23 protein-coding genes and 1 tRNA gene are annotated in these 24,880 nt (G+C 69.1%); 12 read left to right on the forward strand and 12 right to left on the reverse strand.

All coding sequences use genetic code 11. The features are described 5' to 3' along the window. Positions 1-77 precede the first annotated feature (77 nt). Positions 78-731, reverse strand: coding sequence for an HAD family hydrolase (locus tag ACYQ7X_RS14750; RefSeq protein WP_459697822.1), 654 nt, complete (start codon positions 729-731; stop codon positions 78-80). Between the two features lie 101 nt (positions 732-832). On the opposite strand from ACYQ7X_RS14750, the gene glmU reads away from it, so the two are divergent. Both glmU and glmS read left to right on the forward strand, forming a co-directional pair. Then, positions 833-2,158, forward strand: coding sequence for a bifunctional UDP-N-acetylglucosamine diphosphorylase/glucosamine-1-phosphate N-acetyltransferase GlmU (glmU, locus tag ACYQ7X_RS14755; protein ID WP_459697823.1), 1,326 nt, complete (start codon positions 833-835; stop codon positions 2,156-2,158). A gap of 4 nt (positions 2,159-2,162) precedes the next feature. Next, entirely contained in the window at positions 2,163-3,992 is a 1,830-nt protein-coding gene (gene glmS, locus ACYQ7X_RS14760) for a glutamine--fructose-6-phosphate transaminase (isomerizing) (protein ID WP_459697824.1), read from the forward strand. A 42-nt stretch (positions 3,993-4,034) separates the two neighbouring features. On the opposite strand, the gene ACYQ7X_RS14765 is transcribed toward glmS, so the two are convergent. Beyond that, the gene (locus tag ACYQ7X_RS14765) at positions 4,035-4,217 is read right to left on the reverse strand and encodes a hypothetical protein (RefSeq protein WP_459697825.1); all 183 of its coding nucleotides are present in this window, start codon (positions 4,215-4,217) and stop codon (positions 4,035-4,037) included. 243 nt (positions 4,218-4,460) lie between these two features. Between ACYQ7X_RS14765 and ACYQ7X_RS14770 the strand changes: the two genes are divergently transcribed. Next, a tRNA-Pro gene (locus ACYQ7X_RS14770) sits at positions 4,461-4,537 on the forward strand. Positions 4,538-5,470: 933 nt separating this feature from the next. Beyond that, entirely contained in the window at positions 5,471-6,985 is a 1,515-nt protein-coding gene (locus ACYQ7X_RS14775; RefSeq protein ID WP_459697826.1) for a Hint domain-containing protein, read from the forward strand. Between the two features lie 53 nt (positions 6,986-7,038). Here the strand turns inward: ACYQ7X_RS14775 and ACYQ7X_RS14780 are convergent, their stop codons facing one another. Further along, positions 7,039-7,650 carry a LysE/ArgO family amino acid transporter gene (locus ACYQ7X_RS14780; protein ID WP_459697827.1) on the reverse strand — a complete coding sequence of 204 codons (612 nt, stop codon included), beginning with the start codon at positions 7,648-7,650 and terminating at the stop codon, positions 7,039-7,041. 106 nt (positions 7,651-7,756) lie between these two features. Between ACYQ7X_RS14780 and ACYQ7X_RS14785 the strand changes: the two genes are divergently transcribed. Beyond that, positions 7,757-8,671 (forward strand): LysR family transcriptional regulator ArgP, encoded by a 915-nt coding sequence (locus ACYQ7X_RS14785; RefSeq protein WP_459697828.1) that lies wholly within the window; start codon positions 7,757-7,759, stop codon positions 8,669-8,671. A 66-nt stretch (positions 8,672-8,737) separates the two neighbouring features. Here ACYQ7X_RS14785 and ACYQ7X_RS14790 read toward each other — a convergent pair whose 3' ends face one another. After that, positions 8,738-9,628, reverse strand: a complete 891-nt coding sequence (locus ACYQ7X_RS14790) for a penicillin-insensitive murein endopeptidase (RefSeq protein ID WP_459697829.1) — start codon at positions 9,626-9,628, stop codon at positions 8,738-8,740. Beyond that, positions 9,628-10,161, reverse strand: a complete 534-nt coding sequence (locus ACYQ7X_RS14795) for a polysaccharide biosynthesis/export family protein (RefSeq protein WP_459697830.1) — start codon at positions 10,159-10,161, stop codon at positions 9,628-9,630. Before ACYQ7X_RS14795 ends, ACYQ7X_RS14790 begins: the two co-directional genes overlap by 1 nt. Before the next feature lie 121 nt (positions 10,162-10,282). On the opposite strand from ACYQ7X_RS14795, the gene ACYQ7X_RS14800 reads away from it, so the two are divergent. Next, a complete protein-coding gene (locus tag ACYQ7X_RS14800; protein ID WP_459697831.1) occupies positions 10,283-12,466 on the forward strand; it encodes a GumC family protein in 2,184 nt (727 codons plus the stop codon). On the opposite strand, the gene ACYQ7X_RS14805 is transcribed toward ACYQ7X_RS14800, so the two are convergent. Then, positions 12,446-13,516, reverse strand: a complete 1,071-nt coding sequence (locus ACYQ7X_RS14805; protein WP_459697832.1) for an acyltransferase family protein — start codon at positions 13,514-13,516, stop codon at positions 12,446-12,448. The two genes, ACYQ7X_RS14800 and ACYQ7X_RS14805, sit on opposite strands and share 21 nt — an antisense overlap. 41 nt (positions 13,517-13,557) lie before the next feature. Between ACYQ7X_RS14805 and ACYQ7X_RS14810 the strand changes: the two genes are divergently transcribed. The 5 genes from ACYQ7X_RS14810 (at position 13,558) to ACYQ7X_RS14830 (ending at position 18,137) form a co-directional block, all read left to right on the forward strand. Then, a complete protein-coding gene (locus ACYQ7X_RS14810) occupies positions 13,558-14,877 on the forward strand; it encodes an outer membrane beta-barrel protein (protein ID WP_459697833.1) in 1,320 nt (439 codons plus the stop codon). After that, a complete protein-coding gene (locus tag ACYQ7X_RS14815; RefSeq protein ID WP_459697834.1) occupies positions 14,874-15,659 on the forward strand; it encodes a WecB/TagA/CpsF family glycosyltransferase in 786 nt (261 codons plus the stop codon). The genes ACYQ7X_RS14810 and ACYQ7X_RS14815 overlap by 4 nt, the downstream gene beginning before the upstream one ends. A gap of 83 nt (positions 15,660-15,742) precedes the next feature. Beyond that, entirely contained in the window at positions 15,743-16,024 is a 282-nt protein-coding gene (gene hfq, locus ACYQ7X_RS14820; RefSeq protein ID WP_459697835.1) for an RNA chaperone Hfq, read from the forward strand. Then, positions 16,021-17,316 (forward strand): GTPase HflX, encoded by a 1,296-nt coding sequence (hflX, locus tag ACYQ7X_RS14825; protein ID WP_459697836.1) that lies wholly within the window; start codon positions 16,021-16,023, stop codon positions 17,314-17,316. The genes hfq and hflX overlap by 4 nt, the downstream gene beginning before the upstream one ends. After that, complete coding sequence (locus tag ACYQ7X_RS14830) at positions 17,313-18,137, forward strand: inositol monophosphatase family protein (protein WP_459697837.1); 825 nt, start codon at positions 17,313-17,315, stop codon at positions 18,135-18,137. Before hflX ends, ACYQ7X_RS14830 begins: the two co-directional genes overlap by 4 nt. Positions 18,138-18,155: 18 nt before the next feature. Here ACYQ7X_RS14830 and ACYQ7X_RS14835 read toward each other — a convergent pair whose 3' ends face one another. Further along, the gene (locus ACYQ7X_RS14835; protein ID WP_459697838.1) at positions 18,156-19,172 is read right to left on the reverse strand and encodes a GlxA family transcriptional regulator; all 1,017 of its coding nucleotides are present in this window, start codon (positions 19,170-19,172) and stop codon (positions 18,156-18,158) included. A 74-nt stretch (positions 19,173-19,246) separates the two neighbouring features. Between ACYQ7X_RS14835 and ACYQ7X_RS14840 the strand changes: the two genes are divergently transcribed. After that, positions 19,247-19,933, forward strand: coding sequence for a DJ-1/PfpI family protein (locus ACYQ7X_RS14840; RefSeq protein WP_459697839.1), 687 nt, complete (start codon positions 19,247-19,249; stop codon positions 19,931-19,933). On the opposite strand, the gene ACYQ7X_RS14845 is transcribed toward ACYQ7X_RS14840, so the two are convergent. From ACYQ7X_RS14845 to ACYQ7X_RS14865, 5 genes are all read right to left on the reverse strand, one after another. Then, positions 19,917-20,825 (reverse strand): hypothetical protein, encoded by a 909-nt coding sequence (locus tag ACYQ7X_RS14845; RefSeq protein WP_459697840.1) that lies wholly within the window; start codon positions 20,823-20,825, stop codon positions 19,917-19,919. The genes ACYQ7X_RS14840 and ACYQ7X_RS14845 overlap by 17 nt on opposite strands. A 190-nt stretch (positions 20,826-21,015) precedes the next feature. After that, entirely contained in the window at positions 21,016-21,831 is an 816-nt protein-coding gene (locus ACYQ7X_RS14850) for a gamma-glutamyl-gamma-aminobutyrate hydrolase family protein (protein ID WP_459697841.1), read from the reverse strand. A gap of 158 nt (positions 21,832-21,989) precedes the next feature. Then, the gene (locus tag ACYQ7X_RS14855) at positions 21,990-22,976 is read right to left on the reverse strand and encodes an aldo/keto reductase (RefSeq protein WP_459697842.1); all 987 of its coding nucleotides are present in this window, start codon (positions 22,974-22,976) and stop codon (positions 21,990-21,992) included. A gap of 19 nt (positions 22,977-22,995) precedes the next feature. Next, a complete protein-coding gene (locus ACYQ7X_RS14860; protein ID WP_459697843.1) occupies positions 22,996-23,847 on the reverse strand; it encodes an oxidoreductase in 852 nt (283 codons plus the stop codon). Positions 23,848-23,878: 31 nt separating this feature from the next. Beyond that, on the reverse strand, positions 23,879-24,868 hold the full coding sequence (locus ACYQ7X_RS14865; protein ID WP_459697844.1) for an aldo/keto reductase: 990 nt from the start codon (positions 24,866-24,868) through the stop codon (positions 23,879-23,881). Between the last annotated feature and the right edge of the window lie 12 nt (positions 24,869-24,880).

Below are 24,880 nucleotides of genomic sequence, written 5' to 3' on the forward strand. Positions count from 1 at the left end.
CCGCGCAGCCAGACCCCGCAGCCTGGGAGGTTTCGCCTTGTCCGGCGAGGCAGGTACGTCAGCGATCCTGAACCCTTCTAGCCCGGGCGAAGCCGCGCGCAGAGTTCAGGCACCTCGTCGAAGCTTTCCGCCACCGCATCCGCCATCGCCCCCACCTCGCGCGGGCCATAGCCCCAGGCGGCGAAGATGGTGGGAAGCCCGGCCGCCCGCCCGGCCGCGACATCGTTATGATGATCGCCGATCATCACCGCATCCTCCAGCCGAGCGCCCGCGGCGCGGAGGGTAAGGCGGATATGGTCGGGGTCCGGCTTCTTCACCGGAAAGCTGTCCCCCGCGCCGACGGCATCGAGCAGCGGCAGGACGCCGAGGTGATCGAGCAGGATGCGCGCAGGCTCGGCCGGCTTGTTGGTGCAGACCGCCAAGGCCCAGCCGGCGGCCTTGAGCCTCTGCAGCGCCTCCAGCGCCCCGGGGTAGAGCACCGTTCCTTGCGTGGAATTGGCGGTATAATCCGCGAGCCCCGCCGCCATATCCTCTGTCGTCGGCTGCCGGCCGCGCGCCGCGTAGCCGCGCGCAAAAAGCTGCGCCACGCCATCGCCCACCATCGGGCGCACCGCCTCCAGCGGCAGCGGTGCTTCGCCATGGCGGGCGAGGCTGCGGTTCAGGGCGGCGGCGATATCGGGCAGGCTATCCGAGATCGTGCCGTCGAGGTCGAGCACCAGGCATTTCGGCATCCGTTGCACTCCGATACGAGATTTGTCTCCGAAGCCTTTGACACGGCTTGCCTGTGGCCGCTACCGCAAGGCTCGGAGAATCAGGATTTCGAGACCCCGCGATGCCGCACCAGACCACCGCCGTCATCCTCGCCGCCGGGCTCGGCACGCGCATGAAGTCCCGCCTGCCGAAATGCCTGCACCCCTTGGCGGGGCAGCCCATGCTGCTGCATCTTCTGCGCGCGGCGGAGCAGGCGTTCGATCGCATCCTCGTCGTCACCGGGCCGGAACTGGCGGGCGTCGCGCGTGCCGCCGCCCCGCATCCCTGCATCGTCCAGCAGGAGCGGCTCGGCACTGGCCACGCGGCACTGCAAGCAGCAGACCGCTTCGGGGAAGGGGATGTCGCCATCCTCTATGCGGACAATCCGCTCATTACGGTGGAGACATTGCGGCGCCTGAAGGCGGCGCGCGGCGAGAGCGGCCTCGCCCTCCTCGCCATGCGCCCGCCCGAGCCCGGGCGCTATGGCCGGGTGCTGACGAATGAGCAGGGCGATGTCACCGCGATTGTCGAATGGGCGGATGCGAGCGAGGCGGAACGCGCCGTCGGGCTCTGCAATGCCGGGGTCTTCTGCGCCGCCGGCCCGGACCTTGCGCGCTGGCTCGCCGCCATCCGCAACGACAACGCGAAGGGCGAATACTATCTCACCGATGTGGTGGCGCTGGCCGTCGCCGAAGGTCTGCGCGTCCGCGCGGTGGAGGCGGATCATGCCGAGCTCCGCGGCATCAATTCCCGCGCCGAACTGGCCGAGGCCGAAGCGCAGATGCAGGCGCGGCTCCGCCTGGCCGCAATGGAGGCGGGGGTGACGCTGACGGCGCCGGAGACGGTGTTCTTCTCGGCCGATACGCGGCTCGAAGCGGATGTCACCATCGGGCCGCATGTCGTCTTCGGGCCCGGCGTTACGGTGCACGCAGGCGCCGAGATCCTCGCCTTCAGCCATCTCGAAGGCTGTGTGGTGGGCGAGGGGGCGCGGATCGGCCCCTATGCCCGGCTCCGGCCGGGCGCCGAGGTCGGGCAGGCCGCGCATGTCGGCAATTTCGTGGAACTCAAGGCGACGCGGCTCGGCGATGGCGCCAAGGCCAACCACCTCGCCTATCTCGGCGATGCCGAGATCGGCCCCGGCAGCAATATCGGCGCTGGCACCATCACCTGCAATTACGATGGCGACCGCAAGCACCGCACGGTGATCGGGCCCGGCAGCTTCGTCGGCTCCAACAGCACGCTGGTCGCCCCGCTCAGCCTGGGCGCCGGCAGCTTCATCGCCGCCGGCAGCACCATCACGCGCGACGTGGCGGCCGATGCGCTGGCCTTCGGCCGCGCGCGGCAGGCAGAAACGCCGGGCGGCGCGGCCGCGATCCGCGCGACCTGGACAAGGAAGAAGGAGGGCTGAGCCCATGTGCGGGATCGTCGGTGTATTGGGCGAGGCCGAGGCCGCGCCCCTCATCCTGGAGGCGCTCGGCCGCCTCGAATATCGCGGCTACGACAGTGCCGGCATCGCGACCTTGCATCGGGGCGAGATCGACCGCAGGCGGGCGGAGGGCAAGCTCGGCAATCTCGCCGCCGTGCTTGAGCGCCGGCCGCTGCCCGGCACCACCGGCATCGGCCATACCCGCTGGGCGACGCATGGCGCCCCGACGGAGGGGAATGCCCATCCGCACGGCACGCCGCGCGTCTCGGTGGTGCATAACGGCATTATCGAGAACCATGCCGCCTTGCGGGCGGAGCTGGAGGCGCGGGGCCAGGAATTCTCGACCGAGACCGATACCGAATGCGTGGCCCAGCTGCTCGACCTCTACTTGAAGGACGGCATGGCGGCGGAAGACGCCGCCCGCCTCGCGCTCAGCCGACTCGAAGGCGCTTATGCGCTGGCGCTGATCTTCGCCGGCCGGCCTGATCTCATGATCGGAGCCCGCCACGGCGCCCCGCTCGCGGTCGGCTTCGGCGAGGGTGAGATGTTTCTCGGCTCCGATGCCCTGGCGCTCGCCCCGCTCACCCGCCGCATCGCCTATCTGGAGGATGGCGATTGGGCGGTGATCAGCCGTGCCGGCGCCACGTTTTTCGACCGGAGCGGCAGCCCTGTCCTCCGCGCGGTGCGGGAGACGCGCCTCACCGGCGCAGCCATCGGGCGGGGCAACTACCGCCACTTCATGGAGAAGGAACTGCACGAGCATCCGGTGGTGATCGGCGATGTGCTGAGCCGCATGATCGACCCGGCGACGCGGAGCGTCGTGGTTCCCGATCTGCCCTTCGACCTCGCGGCCATCCCGCGGGTGACGATCAGCGCCTGTGGCTCGGCCTTCTATGCCGGGCTGCTCGGCCGGGTGTGGCTCGAAAGCGTGGCACGGCTGCCGGCGGATGCGGATGTGGCGAGCGAGTTCCGCTATCGCGCGCCGCCCTTGCCGGCGGAAGGGCTCGGCCTGCTCGTCAGCCAATCGGGGGAGACGGCCGATACCCTCGCCGCGCTGCGCTACATGCAGGATGAGGGGCAGCACGTGCTCTCGGTCGTCAATGTGCCGGAGAGCAGCATGGCGCGGGAGAGCGATGCCGTGCTGGAAACCCTGGCCGGGCCGGAAATCGGCGTCGCCTCCACCAAGGCCTTCACCGCGCAGCTGACGGTGCTCGCCTGCCTCGCGATCGCGGCGGGGCGGGCGCGCGGCACGCTCGACGCCGGGCGGGAAGCGGCGTTGACCCAGGCGCTGATGGAAGTGCCCGGCCAGGCGGCCGAGATCCTCGGCGGCGAGTCGGCCGCCGCCCTCGCGCGCGTCGCCGGGCGCATCGTGGAAGCGCGGGACGTGCTCTATCTCGGCCGCGGGGCCTGCTTCCCCGTCGCCCTGGAAGGGGCGCTGAAGCTCAAGGAGATCAGCTATATCCATGCCGAGGCCTATGCGGCGGGGGAGATGAAGCATGGGCCGATCGCGCTGATCGACCGGCATGTGCCGGTGGTGGCGATCGCGCCCTCCGGCCCGCTCTTCGAAAAGACCGCCTCCAACCTGCAGGAAGCGGCGGCGCGCGGCGGGCAGGTGATCGTGTTCAGTGATCGGCAGGGGGCGGAGAAGCTCCGCGCCATCGCGGCCGAAACCGTGGTCTTGCCGACGGCTGATCCCTTTACCGCGCCGATTCTGCACAGCATCGCGGTGCAGATGCTGGCCTATCGGGTCGCCGTGCTGAAGGGCACGGATGTGGACCAGCCGCGCAATCTCGCCAAATCGGTGACGGTGGAATAGCCCCCGGGCGCTGATCCCCCGCGGGGGAGGATCAGCGCATTCTTAGCCGCGCAGCACCAGCAGGTAATAGGCGAGGCCGCTGAGCAACAGCCAGAGGATGAGGGGAAGCCGCAGGGCAGGCGCGGCGCGGCGGCGCGGGCTGGCAGCCGTGCCCTCGGGCTCCAGATTGCGCAGCAGCACGGGCACCGGGCGCGGCACCTCGAAAGGCAGGGGGCGGCGGTCCATCGGCTCGGCTCCTCGGCTGGGGCAGGTTCAGGCGCAGCGAGACTAGGCGCGTGCCGGTAAAGCTTTCCTGACTGAGCGGCGCGATGCGCCTGCTGCCGAGGCGTGCGGGGCGGCGGCGCGTGCGCGCGCCCTGCCGCGCATGCCTGGCCGTATCGGCCGATTGCGCTGAGCCCAGTTGCGGCCCGCCGCGCACGCTGCTACAGGGAGCCACCGCGAGCCCTGGGGCTCGCGCCCTGCATGGTCCGGAGCGTAGCGCAGCCTGGTAGCGCATCAGTCTGGGGGACTGGGGGTCGTGGGTTCAAATCCCGCCGCTCCGACCATTCATCTCCATCTCTGTCCATCGAGAGAGCCATCAGCCGAAGGTGGCGAGGTTCTGCGGCCAGTCCGCCGCGGCTTGCGGCCGCCGGCAGCATCGCCGCGTTCGGCTGGCGCCGCATGATGACGCCCAAGCATCGCGCCGGCAAGCAGAGGTGGCGCCAAGGTGCCGCTGTCGGCCTGAGGCGCGGGCTGCTCTGACCGGCCGCGCCCGGCCGCTTTCTCTCCGTCACGCGGCTTGCTTCTTGCCAGTCGCATCGCAGCAAGGTGGAGCGGTCAGTTCCGGGGCATGCCCTCGGCGGCAAGGTGCGCGGGGCAGGAATGCCGCGCAAAGTTGCAGACGCATCGTCCCTGTCACCCTCCGCTTGTTCTGGCAAATCCGCGATCGAGATGCCGCTCGCGCGCCCAAGAGCGCGCCACCGATCGAAAACTTTCTATGCGCACAAATGTACCGTTTCAAGAACATATGTATGCAAATTGGAAACGTCTGAGATGGCGCGTGCATTTATAGAGGTTGTCAACATAACGGTGGACGACGCAGCACAAGGGGATGTGCATTAACCATTGAAAATAATCATTAAATAGAGATAACGAGGCAACTTCACGGTGTTGTGACCGTGCATGTGCGCGATTCTTCGCACCCGAAAGCACCGATTTGGCTTAACAATTGATGAACAAATCTTGTCGGATGACAGGATGCGAGGGCCGCAGTCATGCCGTATCCATAGAAACAACCGGCGAGTTTGGTCTGTGCGCGGCAAGCGAGGAAGGCGCGCATTGTTGCGTGACGCACATGTGGAGTGGCGGAAGCGGTCAGCAGCGTCCTCTCGGTCGTGCGGATCTGGGGGGCGCAGGCGCGCCCCTTGTCCTGCGGCGCATGCTGAGCGTGGCAAAAGCAAGCAAGCAAGAAATCATCGTCTTTGTCAGGGGATATCGGAATGAGCGGCACAGTCTATCAGAGCGGAACATACACTCTGCTGGGGGCTATACTTCCAGTCTCGGCCCAGGCCGCCGCGAATGCGACGGTGACCTTCAACCTTGCCGGTGCTCTCGATACCTTCAATATCTACTCGCAGACCGGCGCGAACGTGACCGTTAACAACACGGTTGATGTCGCCAACACGCTCAACCTCAACACCAATGGCGGCAATCTCACCCTTGCCACGACGGTCGGCGCTCTCGGCACCACCAGCGTGAACGTCAACGGTGGATCCTTCACGATCGGCTCCAGCCTGATCCAGGCAAGCCTTCTGAACAACGCGACGCTGACTTTCGGGGCGAGCGGCGGCACCGCGGTTTTCGGCAGCGATACCTCGCTCCTCAATCTCAGCCTGCTCGATCTTTTCAGACCCATTCAGGGATTCATCGCTGCCAATGACGCGGTTGATGATCCTTCGCTGAATTTCTCGAACGTGACAGGCTATACGATCAGCTCGACCTCGACAGCGGGCGTCCAGCAAATCGTGGTCGCGGCTTCGAACGGTGGTTCCTTCACCTTCGACGTTTCCGGCACTTCGCTCACCAACGGCACCTATACCACGGCGGACGGCCCGCTGCGGCTGGCCGCCGATGCCAGTGGCGGGACGGATATCTACGCCGCCCCCTGCTTCTTGCGGGGCACCCGGATCGCCACGCCGGGCGGGGAAGTGCCAGTCGAAAGCATCGAGATCGGCGATCTGGTGTTGACGGCCTCGGGCCAGGCGCGCCCGGTGCAATGGGTCGGCCAGCGCAGTCTTTCCGGCGCTTTCCTCCAGGCCGGGCGCTACCCGCGGCCGGTGCGCTTCACGCGCGGCGCGCTCGGGCACGGGCTGCCGCGGCGGGATCTCATCGTCTCTCCAGATCATTGCATGGTCATCAAAGGCCAGCTGGTCGCTGCTGAGAATCTCGTCAATGGCGCGACCATCCTGCGTGAAAGCGCGCTCGAAGAGATCACCTATCTCCATATCGAGCTCGCAACGCACGACGTGCTGCTGGCGGAAGGCGCGCCGGCGGAGTCTTTCCGTGATCAGGATAGCCGCATCCTCTTCGAGAATGGCCGGGATGGCGTCACCGCCCCGTCGCCCACGGAAGCCTGCCTGCCGGTGTTGAACGAGGGCCAGGCGCTCGCCACCATGCGGGCGGCGCTCGAATTCGCCTCGGTGCAGACGGTCTGGTTGCCGAGCGACGGGACCTTCCGCATTCCGGTCTTGCCGGAGACGAGGGCGCTGCGCCTGCGCTCTCCGGTTGCGCGCGTCGATGGGGATGAGAGGCTCCTTGGCGTTGCAGTTACAACGATCCTGCGCGATGGCGTGGCGCTGGATCTTGGCGACGCCGCCTTCACCGCCGGCTGGCACCGGGTGGAGCCGCGCTGGCGCTGGACGAACGGCGCTGGCCTGCTGCTGACGGAGGGTGCTTCGGTCGTCGAAGTCACCGTCGTTGCGGTGGCCGAGGAGAAGCGTCGGACCGCGGCCTGAAGCCCCGCCTGGCGCGATCCTCCCGGGCGTTGCGGTCGCCCGGGAGGGCAGTCTCAGGAGCGCAGGAGCAGGCGTGCCGCCGTCGCCCACATGGTGAGGGCGATCATGGCCTCGATGCCGCGCCAGAGGCGTGGCCTGAGCAGCAGCGGGCGCAGGGCGGCCGCACCCTTTCCCAGGCTGATGAAGAACAGGAAGGATGCGGAGGCGGCGCCGAGCGCGAAACTCGCGCGTGCGGTCGGGAATTGGGCGGAGAGGCTGCCGAGCAGCACCAGCGTATCGAGATAGACATGCGGGTTGAGCCAGGTGAGACCGGCGCAGACGAGGAGCGTGCGGCCGAGTGGGCGCGCCGCCGCCTCGGCCGCAGCGAGCGCGCCCGGGTGCTTCAGCGCGGCATAGAGGCTGCGCGCGCCGTACCAGACGAGGAAGATCACCCCGCCATAGCGCAGGATCGGCTCGATCCCCGGCAGCGCGCGTGCCACCTGCCGGAAGGCCAGAACGCCCACCACGATCAGCACCATATCCGAAAGGCTGCAGAGCAGGGCGACGGGCCAGACATGGCGCCCCAGCAGCCCCTGGCGCAGTACGAAGGCATTCTGCGCCCCGATGGCCAGGATGAGGCTGAGGCCCATGGCGAAGCCGGTGGCATAGACGGGAAGGGAGAACATGGTGAGGCGCCTTTGGCTCGTGGGATGAGCGGGAGCCCCTGCTTTGGCTTGGCGCAGGCCATTAGGCCAGTTAAGTTCCCTAATCCGAACTTAGCAGAGTTAAACTATGATCGATTACCCCGCGTTGCGGGCGGTGGCCGCCGTGGTACAGACGGGCAGCTTCGACCGGGCGGCGGCCCTTCTGCACGTCACCCCCTCCGCAGTGTCCCAGCGCGTCAAGGGGCTGGAGGATCGGCTCGGCTTCTTTCTCGTCCAGCGCGGCAACCCCTGCACCGCCACCGAGAAGGGAGAGTGGCTGTGCCGGCATTTTGAACTCGTCGGCCTGCTTGAGGCCGATCTGCTGCGCCGCCTGCCCGCCCTCGGGCCGGGCGCCGCAGCCGCGGAGGGGGCGCGGATCACCCTGCATGTCGCGGTCAACGCCGATAGTCTGGCGACATGGTTCCTCGCTGCCGCCGCGGCCTATACCGAGGAGACCGGGGTGCTCCTCGATCTCACCGTCGAGGGAGAGGCCCATACCGCCGATTGGCTGGCGCATGGCCGAGTGGTGGCGGCGGTGACAAGCCGGGAGGAGCCGGTGCCGGGTTGCCGGCGGGTGAGCCTCGGCGCCTTGCGCTATGCCGCGCATGCGAGCCCGGGCTTTCATGCGCGCTTCTTCGCCGCGGGGCTGAGCCCGGAGGCTTTCGCCCGCGCCCCGATGCTGACCTTCAACCGGCACGACACGCTGCAGAGCCGCTGGCTCGCCGCCGTGCTGGGCGCGGCACCGGATTGCCCGGCGCATACCTTGCCCTCCACGCACGCCTTCCTGGATGCCTGCCTCGCCGGCATGGGCTGGTGCATGAACCCCGAACTGCTGGCCGAGCGGCCGGTGCGCGATGGCCGCCTTCGCGATCTCTGGCCCGGCCGCGGCCTCGACGTGCCGCTGCATTGGCAGGTGAACCGGCTCGCCGCGGACTTGCTGGCGCCTTTGACGCGCGCCGTGGTGGCGGCGGCCCGCCGCTCCCTCATCCCCGTGAAGGCTTAAGGTGGCGCCCGATCAGATGGCGGAAGGCGGGCGGGGGTGACGATCCTCAGGCCGGACGGCGCGAACTCAAGGTGCCTCGCCCCCTGCCGGCAGCGCCCTCTGATCCCCGAGGATCGCCCGGCAGGCGATCGGCAATGTCGGCGGCGGGGTGCCAGGCTTGGCCGGCGGTGGCGGGCGGACGCTGCCATCCGGCAGGAACCACCAGGCGAGCGTCTGGTCGCACCCGTCGCCCGGCGGCACCGGCGGCTGATTGACGCAGGCGGGCTGGCCGGGCGGGCAGGCGAAATGCAGATGCATATGCGCCCAATGCCCCCACCAGGGTCGCACCTTGTGCAGCCAGGACCGATCCCCCACCACCGTTTCGCAGAGCTTGCGCTTGATGATCGGGTTGACGAGCAGCCGATCGAGCCCGGGCAGTTCGGTCGCCAGATGGATCAGCGTCACTGTCTGGCCAGACCAGAGGGCCGGGTCCACCTGCGTGGCCCCATAAGGCACGATCGGCGGTGGCGTCAGCCGGTCGAGCGCGCTTTGCGGCAGGGCGGGCTTCGGCTCGGTATCGAGATAGATATCGACATCGACCCCCCGCTGATGCGCGACATGGCCGCCCGATAGCGGGCCGCCACGGGGGCCGGAAAGATCCCCGATATAGAGCGGCGGCAGGCCGGCGGCACGGGCTTCCGCGGCCAGGAGTTCGACGCCGTGGATCGTCTCCGGCGCGCCCCAGAAGCTGCTGATGGGGGCGCGGATCACCTCGTAGCCAGGGCCACGTGGCGGCAGGAGCTGGGCGCCCGCGATGCAGCCGGTACCGGCGCCGATGATGCGGAGCGGGCCCGGCGCCGGCCCGAGCGGCGTGGCGGCCGCGGCCATCCGCATCCCGGCCGGAGCAAAGAGCCCGGCTGCCAGGCAGAGCATGAGCCGGGCGGCGCGGCGGGCGGAGGCGGGCAAGCCAGGGAGCATCAGAAAACCCGGTCGAAGATTGTGATGACATCGCCTGGCGCCAGGCGATCCTCCGGCTTGGTGAGGCCCTGGATGGTGTGGCCATCCACCGTGCGGACGACCGATTCATAGCTCTTCACCGCCCGGTAGGTATAGCCGCCGGCAAGCGAGATCGCGGCCACCACCGTCATTGCCGGCTCATAGGGATATTGGCCCGGATGCGCGACCTCGCCGAGAATGAAGATCGGCCGGTAGGCGGCGACCTCGCAGGCGACGGAGGGGTCGCGCAGCATCCCACGGTCGGAGAGGCGGCGGGCGATGGAATGGGCGAGCCCGTCCGGCGTCTCGCCCGCCGCGGTCAGCGATCCGGCGAGCGGCAGGTCGATCCGGCCGTCATCGCCGATCGCATAGACATCCGAGAGTTCCTTGTCGCCATAGACGGTGACGCGCACCCGGTCTCCCGGGCCGAGGTGATAGGCAGCGGTCTGCTTGAGCGGGGGAAGCGGCGGCAGGTTGCTGCCCGTGGGCGCGCAGGCTGCAAGAATCAACGCCAACCAAAGGCTTAGCCATCGCAGCAAAGGGGCGCTCCTCCATTAGCGGAGGAAGCTTTAACATTCTGTTCTGATGGCGTATATATTTTGATAAGGATTACATCGCCACAGAGGGATCTCACGGGTGCTGGACGATGCCGGGACACGTCTGCATCTCGGCCGGGTGTCGGGCGGTGGTGCGGAAGGAATTGCGGAAGCGGGGCAGGCGGCGGGTTTCGCGGCGGCGCCCTTCGATCGCGCCTGGGGAGCGCTGCAACGCCAGCTCTGGGTGGTGTTGCTGCCGGTGCTGCTGCTGCCCCTGCTGGGGGCTGCCGCCCTCTCGCGCATGCCGACGCTCTATACGGCCACCGGAACCGTTCTCTACGATCCGGCGGTCTATGGCCCCGATATCCTCCAGGGCGTGCTGAAGGCCGACCCGGCGAGCGATTCTCTGCTGGCGAGCCAGGCCGCGATCCTCCGCAGCCTGTCGATCGCGCATCGCGTGGCGATCGGCCTCGATCTGGCGGCGGCGCCGGGCTTCGCGCCGCGGCCCGGAGCGGCCCCGGCTGCTGCTGCCGCTGGCCTCGATGCCGCGGTGCTGCGCGCCATCACCGTCTCCCCGCTCGATTCGCCGCGGGTGCTGGCGGTCTCCTTCACCGCGCGCGATCCGGCGCTGGCGGCGCGCGCCGCCAACCGCATCATGGCCCTCTACCGGGCCGACCAGCTCGACGCCAAGACCGCGGCGCTGACCGCGGCGGATAGCTGGATGCAATCCCGCGCCGATGGCTTGCGGCGCAAGCTCACCGCCGAGGATGCGGCGATCGCGCGCTATAGCGCGGCGCATGGGCTCATCGCCGGGGTTCAGGCGCGCATCGGCACGGAGGAGGTTTCCGCCCTCGGCGGCGAGTTGATGAAGGCCGAGAACGATCTCGCCAGCGCCCGGGCGCGCCGCATGGTCGCCACCACGCGCGGCGGCAATAGCCTGCCGGACAATCTCGTGGCGCTCCGCCTGGCCGAGGCCGAGGCCGCCGGCAAGCTCGATGCGGCGCTCGCCCATCTCGGCCCCAACCACCCTGAGGTGCGGGCGCTGCGCGACCAGCTGGCCAGCCTGCGGGCGGCGGCGGGCTCGGAGATGGCGGCGGTGCAATCGGGCGTCGCGGGCGATGCCGATGCCGCGGCGGCACGGCTGCAGGCGCTGCAGCGCGCGCTTGGCGGGCTGCAATCCCAGGCGGCGGAGCAGGCGGCGGCGGAAGGGCCGCTCACGGTCATGCGCCAGGATGCGGATGCAACGCGGGCGCTCTTGCAGGCGCTGCTCACCCGCATGGATCAAACGGCGCAGCAGGCGGCGATCCAAAGCCCGGATGCGCGCATCCTGTCCGAAGCCGAGCCGCCTTCGGCGCCATCCTCGCCCAAGACGCATCTGCTTCTGGCTGCCGCCGCCCTGGCCGGCCTCGTGCTCGGCATCGGCCTCGCCTGGGCGCGGGAAGCGGGCGGCCTCGGCTTTCGCACCGAGGGGGAGGTGCGGGGCGTGCTCGGCCTGGCTGGCCTCGGCGCGGTGCCGCATTGGCGCCGGCCGCCCTGGTGGCGGCGGATGCGGCAAGGGCCAGGCTTCGCGCCCCGGCGGCGGCGGCGGCAGAGCCCCGCGGCGATTGCAGAGGCGCTCGCCGCCGATGGCGCGGCCGGGGCCCTGGCCCTTGGCCTGCTGCGCGGCCGGATGCGCCAGGGCCTCGGCGATCCCCGCATCGTCACCGTTACCTCCGCGCGGCCGGGGGAGGGGAAATCGACGCTCACCCTGGCGCTGGCGCTGCGGGCGGCGCGGGAAGGGGAGCGGGTTCTGGTGATCGACGGGGACCGCGCGCGCCCCAAGCTCAGCCGCATGCTGGGCGCCGAGCGGGAGATGGGCCTCGCCGAATTCCTCTGCGAGGCGGCACCGGGCGCGGCACTCCTGCGCCGTCATGCCGCATCGGGGGTGGATTACCTGCCGGCTTCGGCGGGCGATGGGGCGATGCCGTCGATCCTGCGCCTCGCCGCGGCGATGGGGCGGGAAGGCTGGCGGCGGGATTACGACCTCATCCTGATCGACGCCCCGCCCTTGCTCGCCAGCGCCGATGCGCTCGCCCTTTCCGAAATGGCCGATGCGGTGCTGCTCTGCCTGCGCTGGCGCAGAACGCCCCGCCGGCTCGCGCTGCATGCCCGCGCGCTGCTCGCCCGGCCGGGGGCGCGGGGCATCGGCTGCGTGCTGACGCGGGTCGATGCCGGGGCGCGCGCCGTGAAGGGCTTCCCCGAGGCGGATCTCGCCGCCGCCTATTCAGCCTATCGTCCCCGCTGAAGGGCCGAGCCGCGCCGGCGGCCGGGTGCGCAGGGCGAGGAGCATCCGGTTGCAGCAGACCGGGCCGAGCACACCGGCGAGGAAGAGGCAGGGCGCGAAGAGCGGGAACCACACGGCCTGCCAGGGCAGGGCGAAGAGCAGGCAAGCCTTGGCGAGGCCGATGAAGATGGTGTTCAGCAGATAAATCGCGAAGGCATGCGGCCGCAGCCAGTCGAGCACCGCGAGCAGGGCGAAGGGCAGGCGCCGCACCGCGGCATGCAGCGCGGGAATGGCGACGAGGCTGGCGCCGAGCAGCAACGCCGGCCGCTCGGGGCGGCCGAGCAGCCCGGCCCCGGCGGCCAGGCACAGCAGCGCCAGGAGGGCGGCGAAGAGGCCGAGCAGCGGCGCGCGCGCGCGGTCGAGCCAGGCGCACCATTGCCGATCCTCCTCATGCGCCAGGAGGCCCGCGAGATAGAAGGGCAGGTAGAGCAGGATGCGGTCGGCATAGAACAGCGGCGGCAGGCGATCCGGCACCAACCCCCAGGGCATCAGGGCGAGCGCCAGGAGCAGGGCGAGGCCGGCGCTGCCCCGGCAGAGGCGCAGCAGCCCGGGCACCAGCGCGGCATAGGCGAAGAGCACGAAGAGATACCAGACGGATTGCGCCGGGCTCCGCTGCGTCTGCCAGGCGAGATGGAGCAGGCCAGCGGTGAAGCTCGCCGGTGCGTGATCGACGGTGACGAGCCCGGCGAGCAGGCATTTCCCGCTGAGGATGATAAGGCCGAGCGCCACCGCCGGCAGCAGCCAGCGGGTGGCGCGGCGCCCGACCATGCGCCGCCAGGCGCCGCCCGAGAGCCGTGCCGCGCCGGACCATCCGGCGGCGTAGCCGCTGAGATAGAACAGAAAGGGGATATGGAAGGTGTAGAGCGTCGCGCGCAGCGGCTCGTACCAGGCCGCGCCCCAGGATGGCCCGGCCGGATCCTGCCGCGCCACGAGATGGCCGAGCACCACCAGGAGCACTGCCAAAGTCTTACCGCAATCGAGGTCCCGTCGCCGCCATTGGGTTTCGTTCATTCCATGATAATAATAATGCGGATCAGAAATGAACAGATGGTATGGCGCGCGGTTTCCCTCCCTTTCGCAGGCTTGCCCTAGCATCCCTGCCGCTCGCCGCGGTGCTGGCCCTGGCCCTGGCGTCGGCCCTGGCGGGCGGCGCGGCGCCGGCGCGGGCCCAGCTTATGGAGAGCGCCTATCCGAAAGACGTGCCCGGCTTCGGCACCGCGCCCGGCGTCTCCGTCACCTCCCGCATCCAGCAGGATGTCGCCTGGGAGCAGATCCCGCTCGGGGCCGAGCTGCTCCACCCCGAGGTCACGCAGTCGCTCTCCTATGACAGCGCCATCCTCGCCAATCAGCGGCCGAGCTGGATTTCCTCGACGCGCCCTTCGCTGACCCTGACCTCGACCGATCCGGCGCGCGCCTCCGCCCTCGGCGCGGTGCTCTCCGCCGATCACGAAGCCTATGCCCAGGCGCCGAACCAATCCTACACCGATTGGACGGCGGCGATCGGCGGCACCTTCGATGTTGCGGATTGCAAGGTCACCCTCGGCGTCGCGCATCTCATGCTGCACCAGAACGACAATACGCTCGACGCCCAGGAATACGACACGCCGGTGGCCTTCGCGGTCGATACCATCCGCCTCTCGGTCAAGACCCCGCCCGCGCGACTGACCCTGGAACCGATCGTGACGCTCACCCGCTTCACCTTCGGCGCCACCACCATCGGCGGCCTGCCGGCGCCGCAGAGTTACCGGGACCGTTCGGTGGGGGAGGCGGGCGTCACCCTCTCCTACGGCCTGATGGGCTACCGTGATCCCAACCGGCTGCGCGTCACCCTGCTCAGCGCCGGCGCTGACTATCCGAACGAGACGGTGGGCCAGCCGCCGCGGGATTTCATCGGCGGCACCGCCATGGTCGGCATCGAGCATGATCTCGACGGTATCTGGGGCTGGCGCTTCGCGGTGGGCGTGGGCGGGCGGGCCTATTCGCACGGCTACCAGAACCAGCTCGTGCCGCTCGGCGAGGCATCCGTCACCTGGCAGCCGAATGAGCGCACCACCACGCATCTCGTCCTGCTGCGGCGGATCGAGGATGCGACCAATGAGGGGGTCGGCGGTTATGTCGCGACGCTCGGCGGCGGCGCCGTCGATCATGAAATCAACCGCCATCTCATCTGGCATCTCGGTGCCAATCTAGAACGCGCCGACTATACCGACGGCGCCCACCAGACGATCCTCTCGGGCAATACCGGCCTCTTGTGGTTGATCAGCCATAGTCTGCGCATGCAGGCGAGCGTGACGCTCGCCGATCATCGCAGCAGCACGGTCAACCCCTATGGCGAGGATGCCTTCCTGCTCGGCATCACGGCCGGGCTATGAGCGGGCAGGGCGGCATCGGCTTCCTCGGCCTTGCCTTCGAGGATCGGGATGCGGCGGGGATGGCGGCGCTGCTCGCCGCGCGCGCCGCCACCGCGCCCTTCGCCTATCTCGTGACCCCGAATGCCGATCACTTCGTGCGGCTGCACCGCGCCCCCGCGCTGCTGCCGCTCTATGAGGCAGCGGCCTGGCGTACGCTCGATTCACGAGCGGTCGCCCAAGCGGCCCGGCTGCTCAGGCTCCGCCCGCCGCCGGTCGCGACCGGGGCGGACGTGCTCGCTTGCCTGCTCGACCAGCACCTGCGGCCGGGCGACCGGCTGACGGTGATCGGCCTCGCGCCCGAGGGGGTGCGGCGGCTCCGCGCGCGCCTGCCGCTCTGCCCGGTCGCCCATCACGCGCCGCCGATGGGCCTAGCACCCGGGCAGCCGGCCTTCGCGCAAGCCCTCGCTTTCGCGCGCCTGAACCCTGCGCGCTTCACGCTGCTCGCCCTGGGCTCGCCGGTGCAGGAGCAGCTCGCCGCCGGACTTGCCGCAGGCGGCGGGGCGACCGGGGCCGGGCTTTGCATCGGCGCGGGGCTGGAATTCTGGACCGGGCTGCGCCGCCGCGCGCCCCGCGCCCTCGCCGCGCTCGGCCTCGAATGGGCCTGGCGCCTCGGCCAGGAGCCGCGGCGCCTCGCCCGCCGCTACCTGCGCGACGATCCGGCGATCCTCGCCCTCCTGCTTCACGAGCTTTGGCGCAACCGTGTTCAGCGGGGGGCATGCTGGCCCGCGGACCGCCCCCTGTAGTACAAGATTTGCATCACGCCACGGCCACGCTCATGAGGCGGTGGTGATGCTGCGGATTACGCGACAACAAAAAGGATAGTTCAGTGGCCACTGACAAGGCGCAGAATGTTCAGGACGTGTTCCTGAATCATGTGCGTAAGAACAAGACTCCGGTGACGGTGTTCCTGGTGAACGGCGTCAAACTTCAGGGGATCATCACCTGGTTCGACAATTTCTCCGTCCTGCTGCGGCGCGATGGGCATACCCAGCTCGTCTATAAGCATGCCATCAGCACGGTGATGCCGGGCGCGCCGATTCAGCTGTTCGACGCGACCAAGGCGGAGGGTGCGCCGGCGCGAGAGGTGCTGACGGTCCCGACCGTATGACCGAGGCGGCCGATGGGCGCGCGCCGACCCGCGCCGCCGTTATCCTGCCCTGGGAGCGGGAGGAGGTGTCCGACAGCCGCCGCTCCGCCGAGGCGCGGCTGGCCGAGGCCATGGGGCTCGCCGCCTCCATCGGCCTCGTCATCGTCCATTCCGCCATCCTGCCGCTCCGGCGGCGCCGGCCTTCCGCGCTGCTCGGCGAAGGGCAGGTGGAAAGCGTGCGGGCGGATGTGAAGGCGCAGGATGCCGGGCTCGTGGTGGTGGATACCGCGCTCTCGCCCGTGCAGCAGCGCAACCTCGAGAAAGCCTGGGGCTGCAAGGTGATCGACCGCACGGGCCTGATCCTCGACATTTTCGGCGAGCGCGCCCGCACGCGGGAAGGCACGCTGCAGGTGGAGCTCGCGCATCTCGAATACCAGCGCTCGCGCCTCGTCCGGTCCTGGACCCATCTGGAGCGGCAGCGCGGCGGTTTCGGCTTCCTCGGCGGCCCAGGCGAGACGCAGATCGAGGCGGACCGCCGTATGATCGGCACCCGCATCGCGCGGCTCAAGCGTGAGATCGAGGAGGTGCGCCGCACCCGCGGCCTGCACCGGGAGGCGCGCAGGCGCACGCCCTACCCGGTCATCGCCCTCATCGGCTATACCAATGCCGGCAAATCCACCCTCTTCAACGCGCTGACCGGGGCTGCCGTGCATGCCCAGGATCAACTTTTCGCGACGCTCGACCCGACGATGCGCGAGATCGCCCTGCCATCCGGCTCGCCCGCGATCCTCTCGGACACCGTCGGCTTCATCAGCGACCTGCCGACCGAACTCGTCGCCGCCTTCCGGGCGACGCTCGAGGAGGTGGCGGAGGCCGATGTCATCCTGCATGTGCGCGATATCGCCCATCCCGATACGGCGGCGCAGAAGGCGGATGTGCTCGGCGTGCTCGCCGCCATGGTGCGGGAGGGCAATCTCGATGCCGATTGGCCGAAACGCACGATCGACGTGCTCAACAAGGCCGATCTGCTGGGGGGCGTCGCCGCCGTGCCGGGGCAGGTTGAGGGCGGCTCCGCCATCCCCATCTCTGCCCTGAGCGGCGAAGGGCTCGACCATCTCCGCCGCGCAGTGGATGAGCGGCTGGCGAGTGCCAAGGAGATCGCCTCCTTCCGGTTGGAGCCTTCCGACGGGGCGCGGCTCGCCTGGCTCTATCGCCATGGCGAGGTGCTCACCCGCCAGGATGAGAATGAGGAAATCCGCGTGACGGTTCGCATGCTGCCCGCCGATCGGGCCCGTTTCGAGAATATGGCATGAGCGCCTTTGCCGAAGAGGATCTGCGCGCGCTCTGGGCGATGATGCGGGATGCCGCGCGGGATGAGATCCTGCCGCGCTTCCGCCAGTTCGAAACTTGCGGCGTGCGCACCAAATCGGGGCCGCTGGATCTGGTGACCGATGCGGACGAGGCGGCCGAGCGCGCCATCACCGCCGCCATCCGCACGCGCTTTCCGCAAGCTCTGGTGGTGGGGGAGGAGGCGAGTGCCGCCGACCCCGGGCTCATCGGCCGGATCGGCGCGTCCGATCTCGCCTTCGTGCTCGACCCGATCGACGGCACCGCCAATTTCGCGGCCGGCCTGCCGCTCTTTGGCGTGATGCTGGCGGCCATCCGCCGGGGCGAGGTGGTGGCGGCGATCATTCATGACCCGATCGGCGATGACGCGGCTTTAGCCATTCGCGGTGGCGGCGCCTGGATGGAAAGCCCCTCCGGCCGGCGGTTCGATCTGCGGGTCGCCCCGCCCGCGCCGATCGAGCGGATGACGGGCGCGCTCAACTGGCGCTACATGGCCGAGCCGGGGCGGAGCCGCCTGCTCGGCCACTTGCCGCGCCTGGCGACGAGCTGGGACTATCGCAACGCGGCGCATGAATATCGCCTGCTGGCCCAGGGCTTCGCCCATGTCGCACTCTTCGCGCGGATGATGCCCTGGGATCATGCGCCCGGCTGGCTCATCCATCAGGAAGCGGGCGGCTATTCCGCGCGTTTCGACGGTTCGCCCTATTCCCCCTGCGAGACCAAGGGCGGGCTGATCCTGGCGCCGAGCCGCGCCTGCTGGGAGACGGTGCGCGCCTTGATGGATTGAGAGGGGCGCGCGGCGGCGCTACGCCCGCGCGGCCAGGGCAGGCGTGTGGGCCAGCGCCTCGGCGTGCTCGCGGAACCGCTCCCGATAGTCGCTCGGGCCGACGCCGATATGGCGGAGGAAGGCGCGGCGCATCGTCTCGCTGGTGCCGAAGCCGCAGGCGGATGCGGCGCGCGCCACGCTCTGGCCGGCTTCGAGCAGGTGGCGGCCGCGCTCGACCCGCATCAACTCGACCGCCTCGGCCGGGCTCTGCCCAGTGCTCGCCTTGTAGTGCCGGCAGAAGCTGCGCAGGCTCATGCCCGCTTGCGCGGCCAGGCGCTCCAGCGGCAGGCGCTCGCGCAGATGCGCGCTCATCCAGGCATGCAGGGGCGCGAAGGCGGCATCCGCCGATTGCAGGGCGAGCGTCGCGCTGAACTGGGATTGGCCGCCCGGCCGTTTGAGGAAGACCACCAGATGGCGAGCAACCGCGAGGGCCAGGGGATGGCCGAGATCGGCCTCCACCAGCGCGAGGGCGAGGTCGATCCCGGCGGTGATCCCGGCCGAGGTCCAGATGTGGCCATCCTGCACGTAGATCGCATCCTGCTCGAGGCGGACGGCCGGATAGCGGCGGGCGAATTCCGCCCCGCGCTGCCAATGCGTCACCGCGCGGCGGCCATCCAGAAGCCCCGCCTCGGCAAGCAGAAAGGCGCCGCTGCAGACCGAGGCGAGGCGCTCCGCGCAGGCCGCCCGCGCGCGCAGCCAGCCGAGCAGGCTGGCATCTTGGAGGCAGCGGCCGACGCCCGCGCCGCCCGCGACGACGAGGGTGCCGAGCGGCCGATCGGGCTTGGGCAGCGGGGCGGCTTGCAGGGTGAGGCCCGCACTCGTCACCACTGCCGCGCCGGGCGCGACGAGCGTGGTGTCATAGGCAGGGTGGCGCCTGCCCGCCGCCTGGCAAAGGTCATTGGCGGTCGCGAAGACCTGCGCCGGCCCGCTGATATCGAGGAGATTCGCCTGCGCGAAGGCGAGGATTTCGATGCGGTGGGGGGAGCGTTCTGGCATGAAGCCTGCGATGATTGGCAATCCTGCCAAAGCTTCCGTCGCTATGCTGTCGCGGTCAAGTTTCGGAGCGACCCATGGGCCTGCATTTCGGCATCCTCTGCTTTCCCAATGTCCAGCAACTCGATCTCACCGGGCCTTACGAGGTTTTCGCCTCGGCGCGCGGCACGAAGGTCTCGCTGCTGTGGAAAACCACCGAGCCGCTCAGCGCCTCCACCGGGCTCTGGCTGAAGCCCGATACCACCTTCGCCGAGGCGCCGGATGTGGACGTGCTCTGCATCCCCGGGGGCGCCGGGATCAATCCCCTGTTGGAGGATGTGGAAACGCTCGGCTTCGTGCGCGCCAAGGCCGGCCGCGCCCGCTTTGTCACCTCCGTCTGCACCGGCGCGCTGGTGCTGGGGGCGGCCGGTCTGCTGGCCGGCAGGCGCGCGACGACGCATTGGAACGCGCATGACTTCCTGGCCGCTTTCGGCGCCATCCCGGAGACGGCGCGCATCGTGCGGGATGGCAATCTGATCACCGCCGGCGGCGTCACCGCGGGGATCGATTTCGGCCTCGCCATCATTGCCGAAGTGATGGGCCAGGAGGAGGCGGAGCTTGTGCAATTGGCGCTGGAATACGCGCCCGCGCCACCCTTTGCCGCCGGCACGCCGGAGCAGGCGCGGCCCGAGATCCTCGCCGCCAGCCGGGCGCGGCTGGCGGCAAGCCGTGCCGAGCGCGAAACGATCCTTGCGCGGATCGCCGCCCTCAGAACCGCCGGTTGACCGTGACGGTCACGCTATTGGTGATGATGCGCTCGGAACTCTGGCCGATGAGATTGCCCTGGGTGGTGGTGCCGGGGTTGGAAGCGCTATTGCTGAAGGTCGAGAAATAGCGGCCGATCTGGGCCGCCGTTTCGTCGAAACTATAGGCGATGTCGAGGAACCAATCATGCGTCACGAAATAGGTGCCGCCGATGGTGAAGCCAGCCCCGAGCACCCAGCCTGCGCTTGAGAAGTTCTGTGGCGCGCCCGAGACGTTGACGTCCTGCCCGTTGTAATTTGCGTAGCCGACGAGGCCATTGAGTTGCGTGGTCGCATGCGTCATCACGCCGCCGAGGCCGAGATAGACAAAGCCGCGCCCGATATCACGCCCGATGAAGGGCATGGCGCCAAGCCGACTATCGGCCTGCACGCGATAGCTCTGGACCACCGCCACCCCGGTGAAAGGCGTGACCGAATAGGGCGAGACGCTGACATTCACCCCCATCTGCGGGATGCCGAGGTTGCTCTCGCTCCGCTCTGCCAGGAGATCCTGGTAAGAGACGCGGAAGCCCCAAAGCCAGGGGCTGTTCGAGAAATGCGCGTAGTAGCCGAGCCGCACTTCCGGCATCGGGGAGCCGGCTGTTCCGAGATCGGCGGAGCCCGGCCCGGCGGCGGTGCCGGCCGAGGTCAGCGCGCCATTCGTGTAATTGCGCGAGGTGCCGATCGCATAGAGGCTCTGATGCCCGAAATTGGTGGCGCCCACGCCCAAGCCGAAGCCCAGGAAGAAGCCGCGGCCCGGCACCGTGATCGAGCCTTCCCAGGGCGAGGCGGCGCTTTGCGCGTGAGCGGCGGGGGGAAGGACAAGCTGCGCAATGCCGAGCATCATGGCTGCTAGGGCGATTGTCTGCCGCATGCTGCTTTCCTCCCTGTCCTTATCCAAGGCAGGAAGATAGCGGAAACCCATTAACACATAGCAACGAACTGTCGTATGCAAACTTAACTGCGGCGACTGACCGCAGGCGAGGGGAGGGATCGGTCATCTTTGGCCCGCCCCGTGGCAGTCCGCGCGCGCCGGGCAGATGCACCGCGCGCGCCTCCGCCGCTCATCGCGCCCGCAGCGCCGCCAAGCCCGCATCCGCCTTGGCTGCGCGCCGCGTGCGGGCAGCTTCGCCGAAGGCACGGAAGATCGAGCGGGAGAGCGCATCTTGCCCGAACAGCCATTCCGGGTGCCATTGCACGGCGAGGGTGAGGGCCCGCGCGCCCGGGTGGCGGAAGGCTTCCACCACGCCATCGGGGGCGCGGGCTTCCACCGCCAGCCCCTCGGCCAGCCGGTCCACCCCTTGCTCGTGCAAGGAGTTGACGCGCCATTCCGTCGCGCCCTCAACCCAGGTCGAGAACAGGCCCCCCGGCTCCAGGCGCACATCATGCGCCGGGGCATATTGCGCGGACACCGGCAGGCTATGGTCATAGCGATGATCGAGCGGGGTGGTCGCCACCTCGTGCAGTTTCGGGTGGAGCGTGCCGCCGAAGGCCACGTTCATCTCCTGGCAGCCGCGGCAGACGCCGAGCATCGGCACGCCGGCGGCGAAAGCGGCGCGGATGAGGCCGAGCGAGAGCGCATCGCGATGCGGATCGGCCGGTTGGACCTGATCTTCCGGCGGTCGGCCATAGAGCGGCGGGGCGACGTTCGAGGGGCTGCCGGGCAGGAAGATGCCGTCCACCACTGCGAGGATCGCCGCATAGTCGATGCCCCGGGGATCGGGCCTGCCTTCGCTATCGGAGAGCTGGCCCGGCAGCAGGATGGGCAGCGCATCGGCGCCGGCCGCCACGGCATAGATGTATTTCTCGACCACCAGATGCGCGACATGGCCGGCATCGGCCCTCACATCGCAGACCAGGCCGATCACGGGCTTCGTCATTCCTATCCATCCCCTCGCAAGATGGCCGCAGCATAGGGGAGGGAGGGCAGGGCGCTAAGGCCCGTTGCGGAATGCCTCGGGCGCCAGAACCTGCACCCGATGGCCGCCGCGGGGCCGTGACCCCGCGGCGGCCGGCCCCGCGGCCTGTTGGCGGTGGCTCAGAGCCCCACCGCCTTCATCCCCTCGGCCGGATAACGATCCCCCGCGAAAGCATCGGCAGGCAGGATGCGGTCGATCTCGGCGCGCTCCTCGGCCGTCAGCGTGATCGCGGCGGCGCCGAGATTCTCCTCCAGATAGGCGCGGCGCTTGGTGCCAGGTATAGGAATAATGTCCTCGCCCTGTGCCAGCACCCAGGCGAGCGCGAGCTGACCCGGCGTGCAGCCCCGGGCGCGCGCGAAATCCTGGATCTTGCCGGCGAGATCCACGTTCTTCTGGAAATTCTCCCCCTGGAAGCGCGGCATGTTCCGCCGCCAGTCATCCGCTTCGAGATCGGCCGGGCTCTTGATCTGGCCGGTGAGGAAGCCGCGGCCGAGCGGGCTATAGGGCACGAAGGCGATGCCGAGCGCGCGGGTCACCTTCAGGATCTCGGCTTCCGGCTCGCGGCTCCAGAGCGAATATTCGGTCTGCAGCGCCGCGATCGGATGCACCGCATGGGCGCGGCGGATGGTCTCCGGCCCCGCCTCGGAAAGGCCGAGATAGCGAACCTTCCCGGCCTGGACGAGATCGGCCATCGCGCCCACCGTCTCCTCGATCGGCACGCGCGGATCGACGCGATGCTGATAGTAGAGGTCGATCACGTCGAGGCCGAGCCGCTTGAGGCTCGCCTCGCAGGCGGCGCGCACATAGGCCGCATCCCCCCGCACCGGGCCGCGCTTGCCCTCGGCATCCCAGGTGTTGCCGAATTTCGTCGCGATCACCACGTGCTCGCGCACCGGGCCGAGGACGCGGCCGACCAGGGTTTCGTTCGCGCCGAGGCCGTACATATCGGCGGTATCGAAGAAGGTGACGCCGAGTTCCACCGCGCGCTGCAGCGTCGCGATCGATTCCGTCTCATCCCGCCCGCCGTAGAAGGCGGACATGCCCATGCAGCCGAGGCCGATCTCGCTGACGAGCGGGCCGTGCGCGCCGAGTTTACGCTGCTTCATCGAACAGGTTCCGCCTTGCTTATTCGCCATCGGGGAAATCGGCGCCGAGCGTCGTTTCCTCCCAGGCATCGAAATCGCTCTTGAGCATGTCGAGCTTCTGCCGCGCGCCATCGAGCGCCATCTGGCCGAGCACGAGGCGCAGCGGCGGGTTGGGGGAGGCGACGACATCGATGATCGCCTGCGCGGCGCGCACCGGGTCGCCCTTCTGGGTGCCGCTATAGCCCTGCATCATGCGCAGCCGGGCATGCACCGTGCTGTCGTAATCGGCGATCACCGTCTTGGAGCGCACGAGCGAGCGGCCGGCGAAATCCGTGCGGAAGGGGCCGGGCTCCACCAGCAGGACTTTAATCCCAAGAGGCGCCCCTTCCTGGGACAGGGATTCCGAAATCGCCTCCACCGCATGCTTGCTCGCCGAGTAGTAGCCGCTGCCCGGGAAGGCGCGCAGCCCGGCGATCGAGGAGAGGTTGACGATGAAGCCGGCATGGCGCGCGCGCATGCCGGGCAGCACCGCCTTGGTCATATCGACGAGGCCGAAGACGTTGGTGTCGAACATCTGGCGGACGGCAGGGTCTTCGCCTTCCTCGATGCCGGCGAAGTAGCCATAGCCGGCATTGTTCACGAGCACGTCGATCTGCCCGAACTTCTCCTCCGCCTGCTTCACCGCATGGCGGATCGCATCCTGGTCGGTCACATCGAGGGCGAGGGCGAGGGCCCGATCCTCATGCCCGTCCACCAGGCCGGTGATCTTCGTCACGTCGCGCGCGGTGGCGACGACCGAATAGCCCTGGCGCAGCAGCAAGGTCACGAGATCGCGGCCGAAGCCGGTGGAGCAGCCGGTGATGAACCAGACAGAATTCTTATCGCTCGGCATAACTAGGAATCCTTTCTTATGACTAGCTGGGTCAGCGGTCGATCAGGGCCATCATCCGCTCGGTATAGCGCGGTCCAGAAACCTTGCCCGGCGCAAGCGCTTCTTCCAGGCTGGCGATCTCCGTGGCGCTGAGGGTGAGCTGCACGGCGGCGATGTTCGCTTCCAGATTGGCGGCGCGGCGGGTGCCAGGTATAGGAACAAAATCCTCGCCCTTGGCGAGGATCCAGGCGAGGGCGATCTGCGCCGCCGTCGCTCCCCGTGCCGTCGCGATCTCGCGGACCGCCTGGGCCGCGGCCATGTTGGCGTCGAAATTGGCCCCCTGGTAGCGCGGATCGGTGCGGCGATAGTCGCTCTCCGGATAATCCTCCGCCCGCTTCACCGCGCCCGTCAGGAAGCCGCGCCCGAGCGGCGAGAAGGGCACGAGCCCGATGCCGAGTTCGCGCAGCAGCGGGATCACCTCAGCCTCAAGATTGCGCTCCCAAAGCGAATACTCGCTTTGCAGCGCGCTCACCGGATGGGTGGCATGGGCACGGCGGATGGTGCCGACACCCGCTTCCGAAAGGCCGAAGAAGCGCACCTTGCCGGCGGCCACGAGATCGCCGACCGTGCCCGCCACCTCCTCGATCGGCACGCTCGGGTCCACCCGGTGCTGGTAGAGCAGGTCGATATGGTCGGTCCTCAGCCGTTGCAGGGATTGATCGACGACGGCGCGGATATGCGCGGGCCGGCTATCGACGCCGGCGATCTTGCCATCCTCGATACGAAAACCGAACTTGGTCGCGATCGTCACCTGCGCGCGCTTGCCGATCAGCGCGCGGCCGAGCAACTCCTCATTGGCGAAGGGGCCATAAACCTCGGCCGTGTCGAGGAAGGTGCAGCCAAGCTCCACCGCGCGGTGCAGCGTCGCGATCGATTCGGATTCAACCGCCGGCTCGTAGGATTGGCTGAGGCCCATGCAGCCGAAGCCGACCGCTGAAACGGTCAGCCCCTGGCGGCCAAGTCTGCGGGTGGGGAGGCTCATTGGTTTTGCATC

The sequence above is a fragment of the Acidisoma sp. C75 genome, from assembly GCF_054665095.1.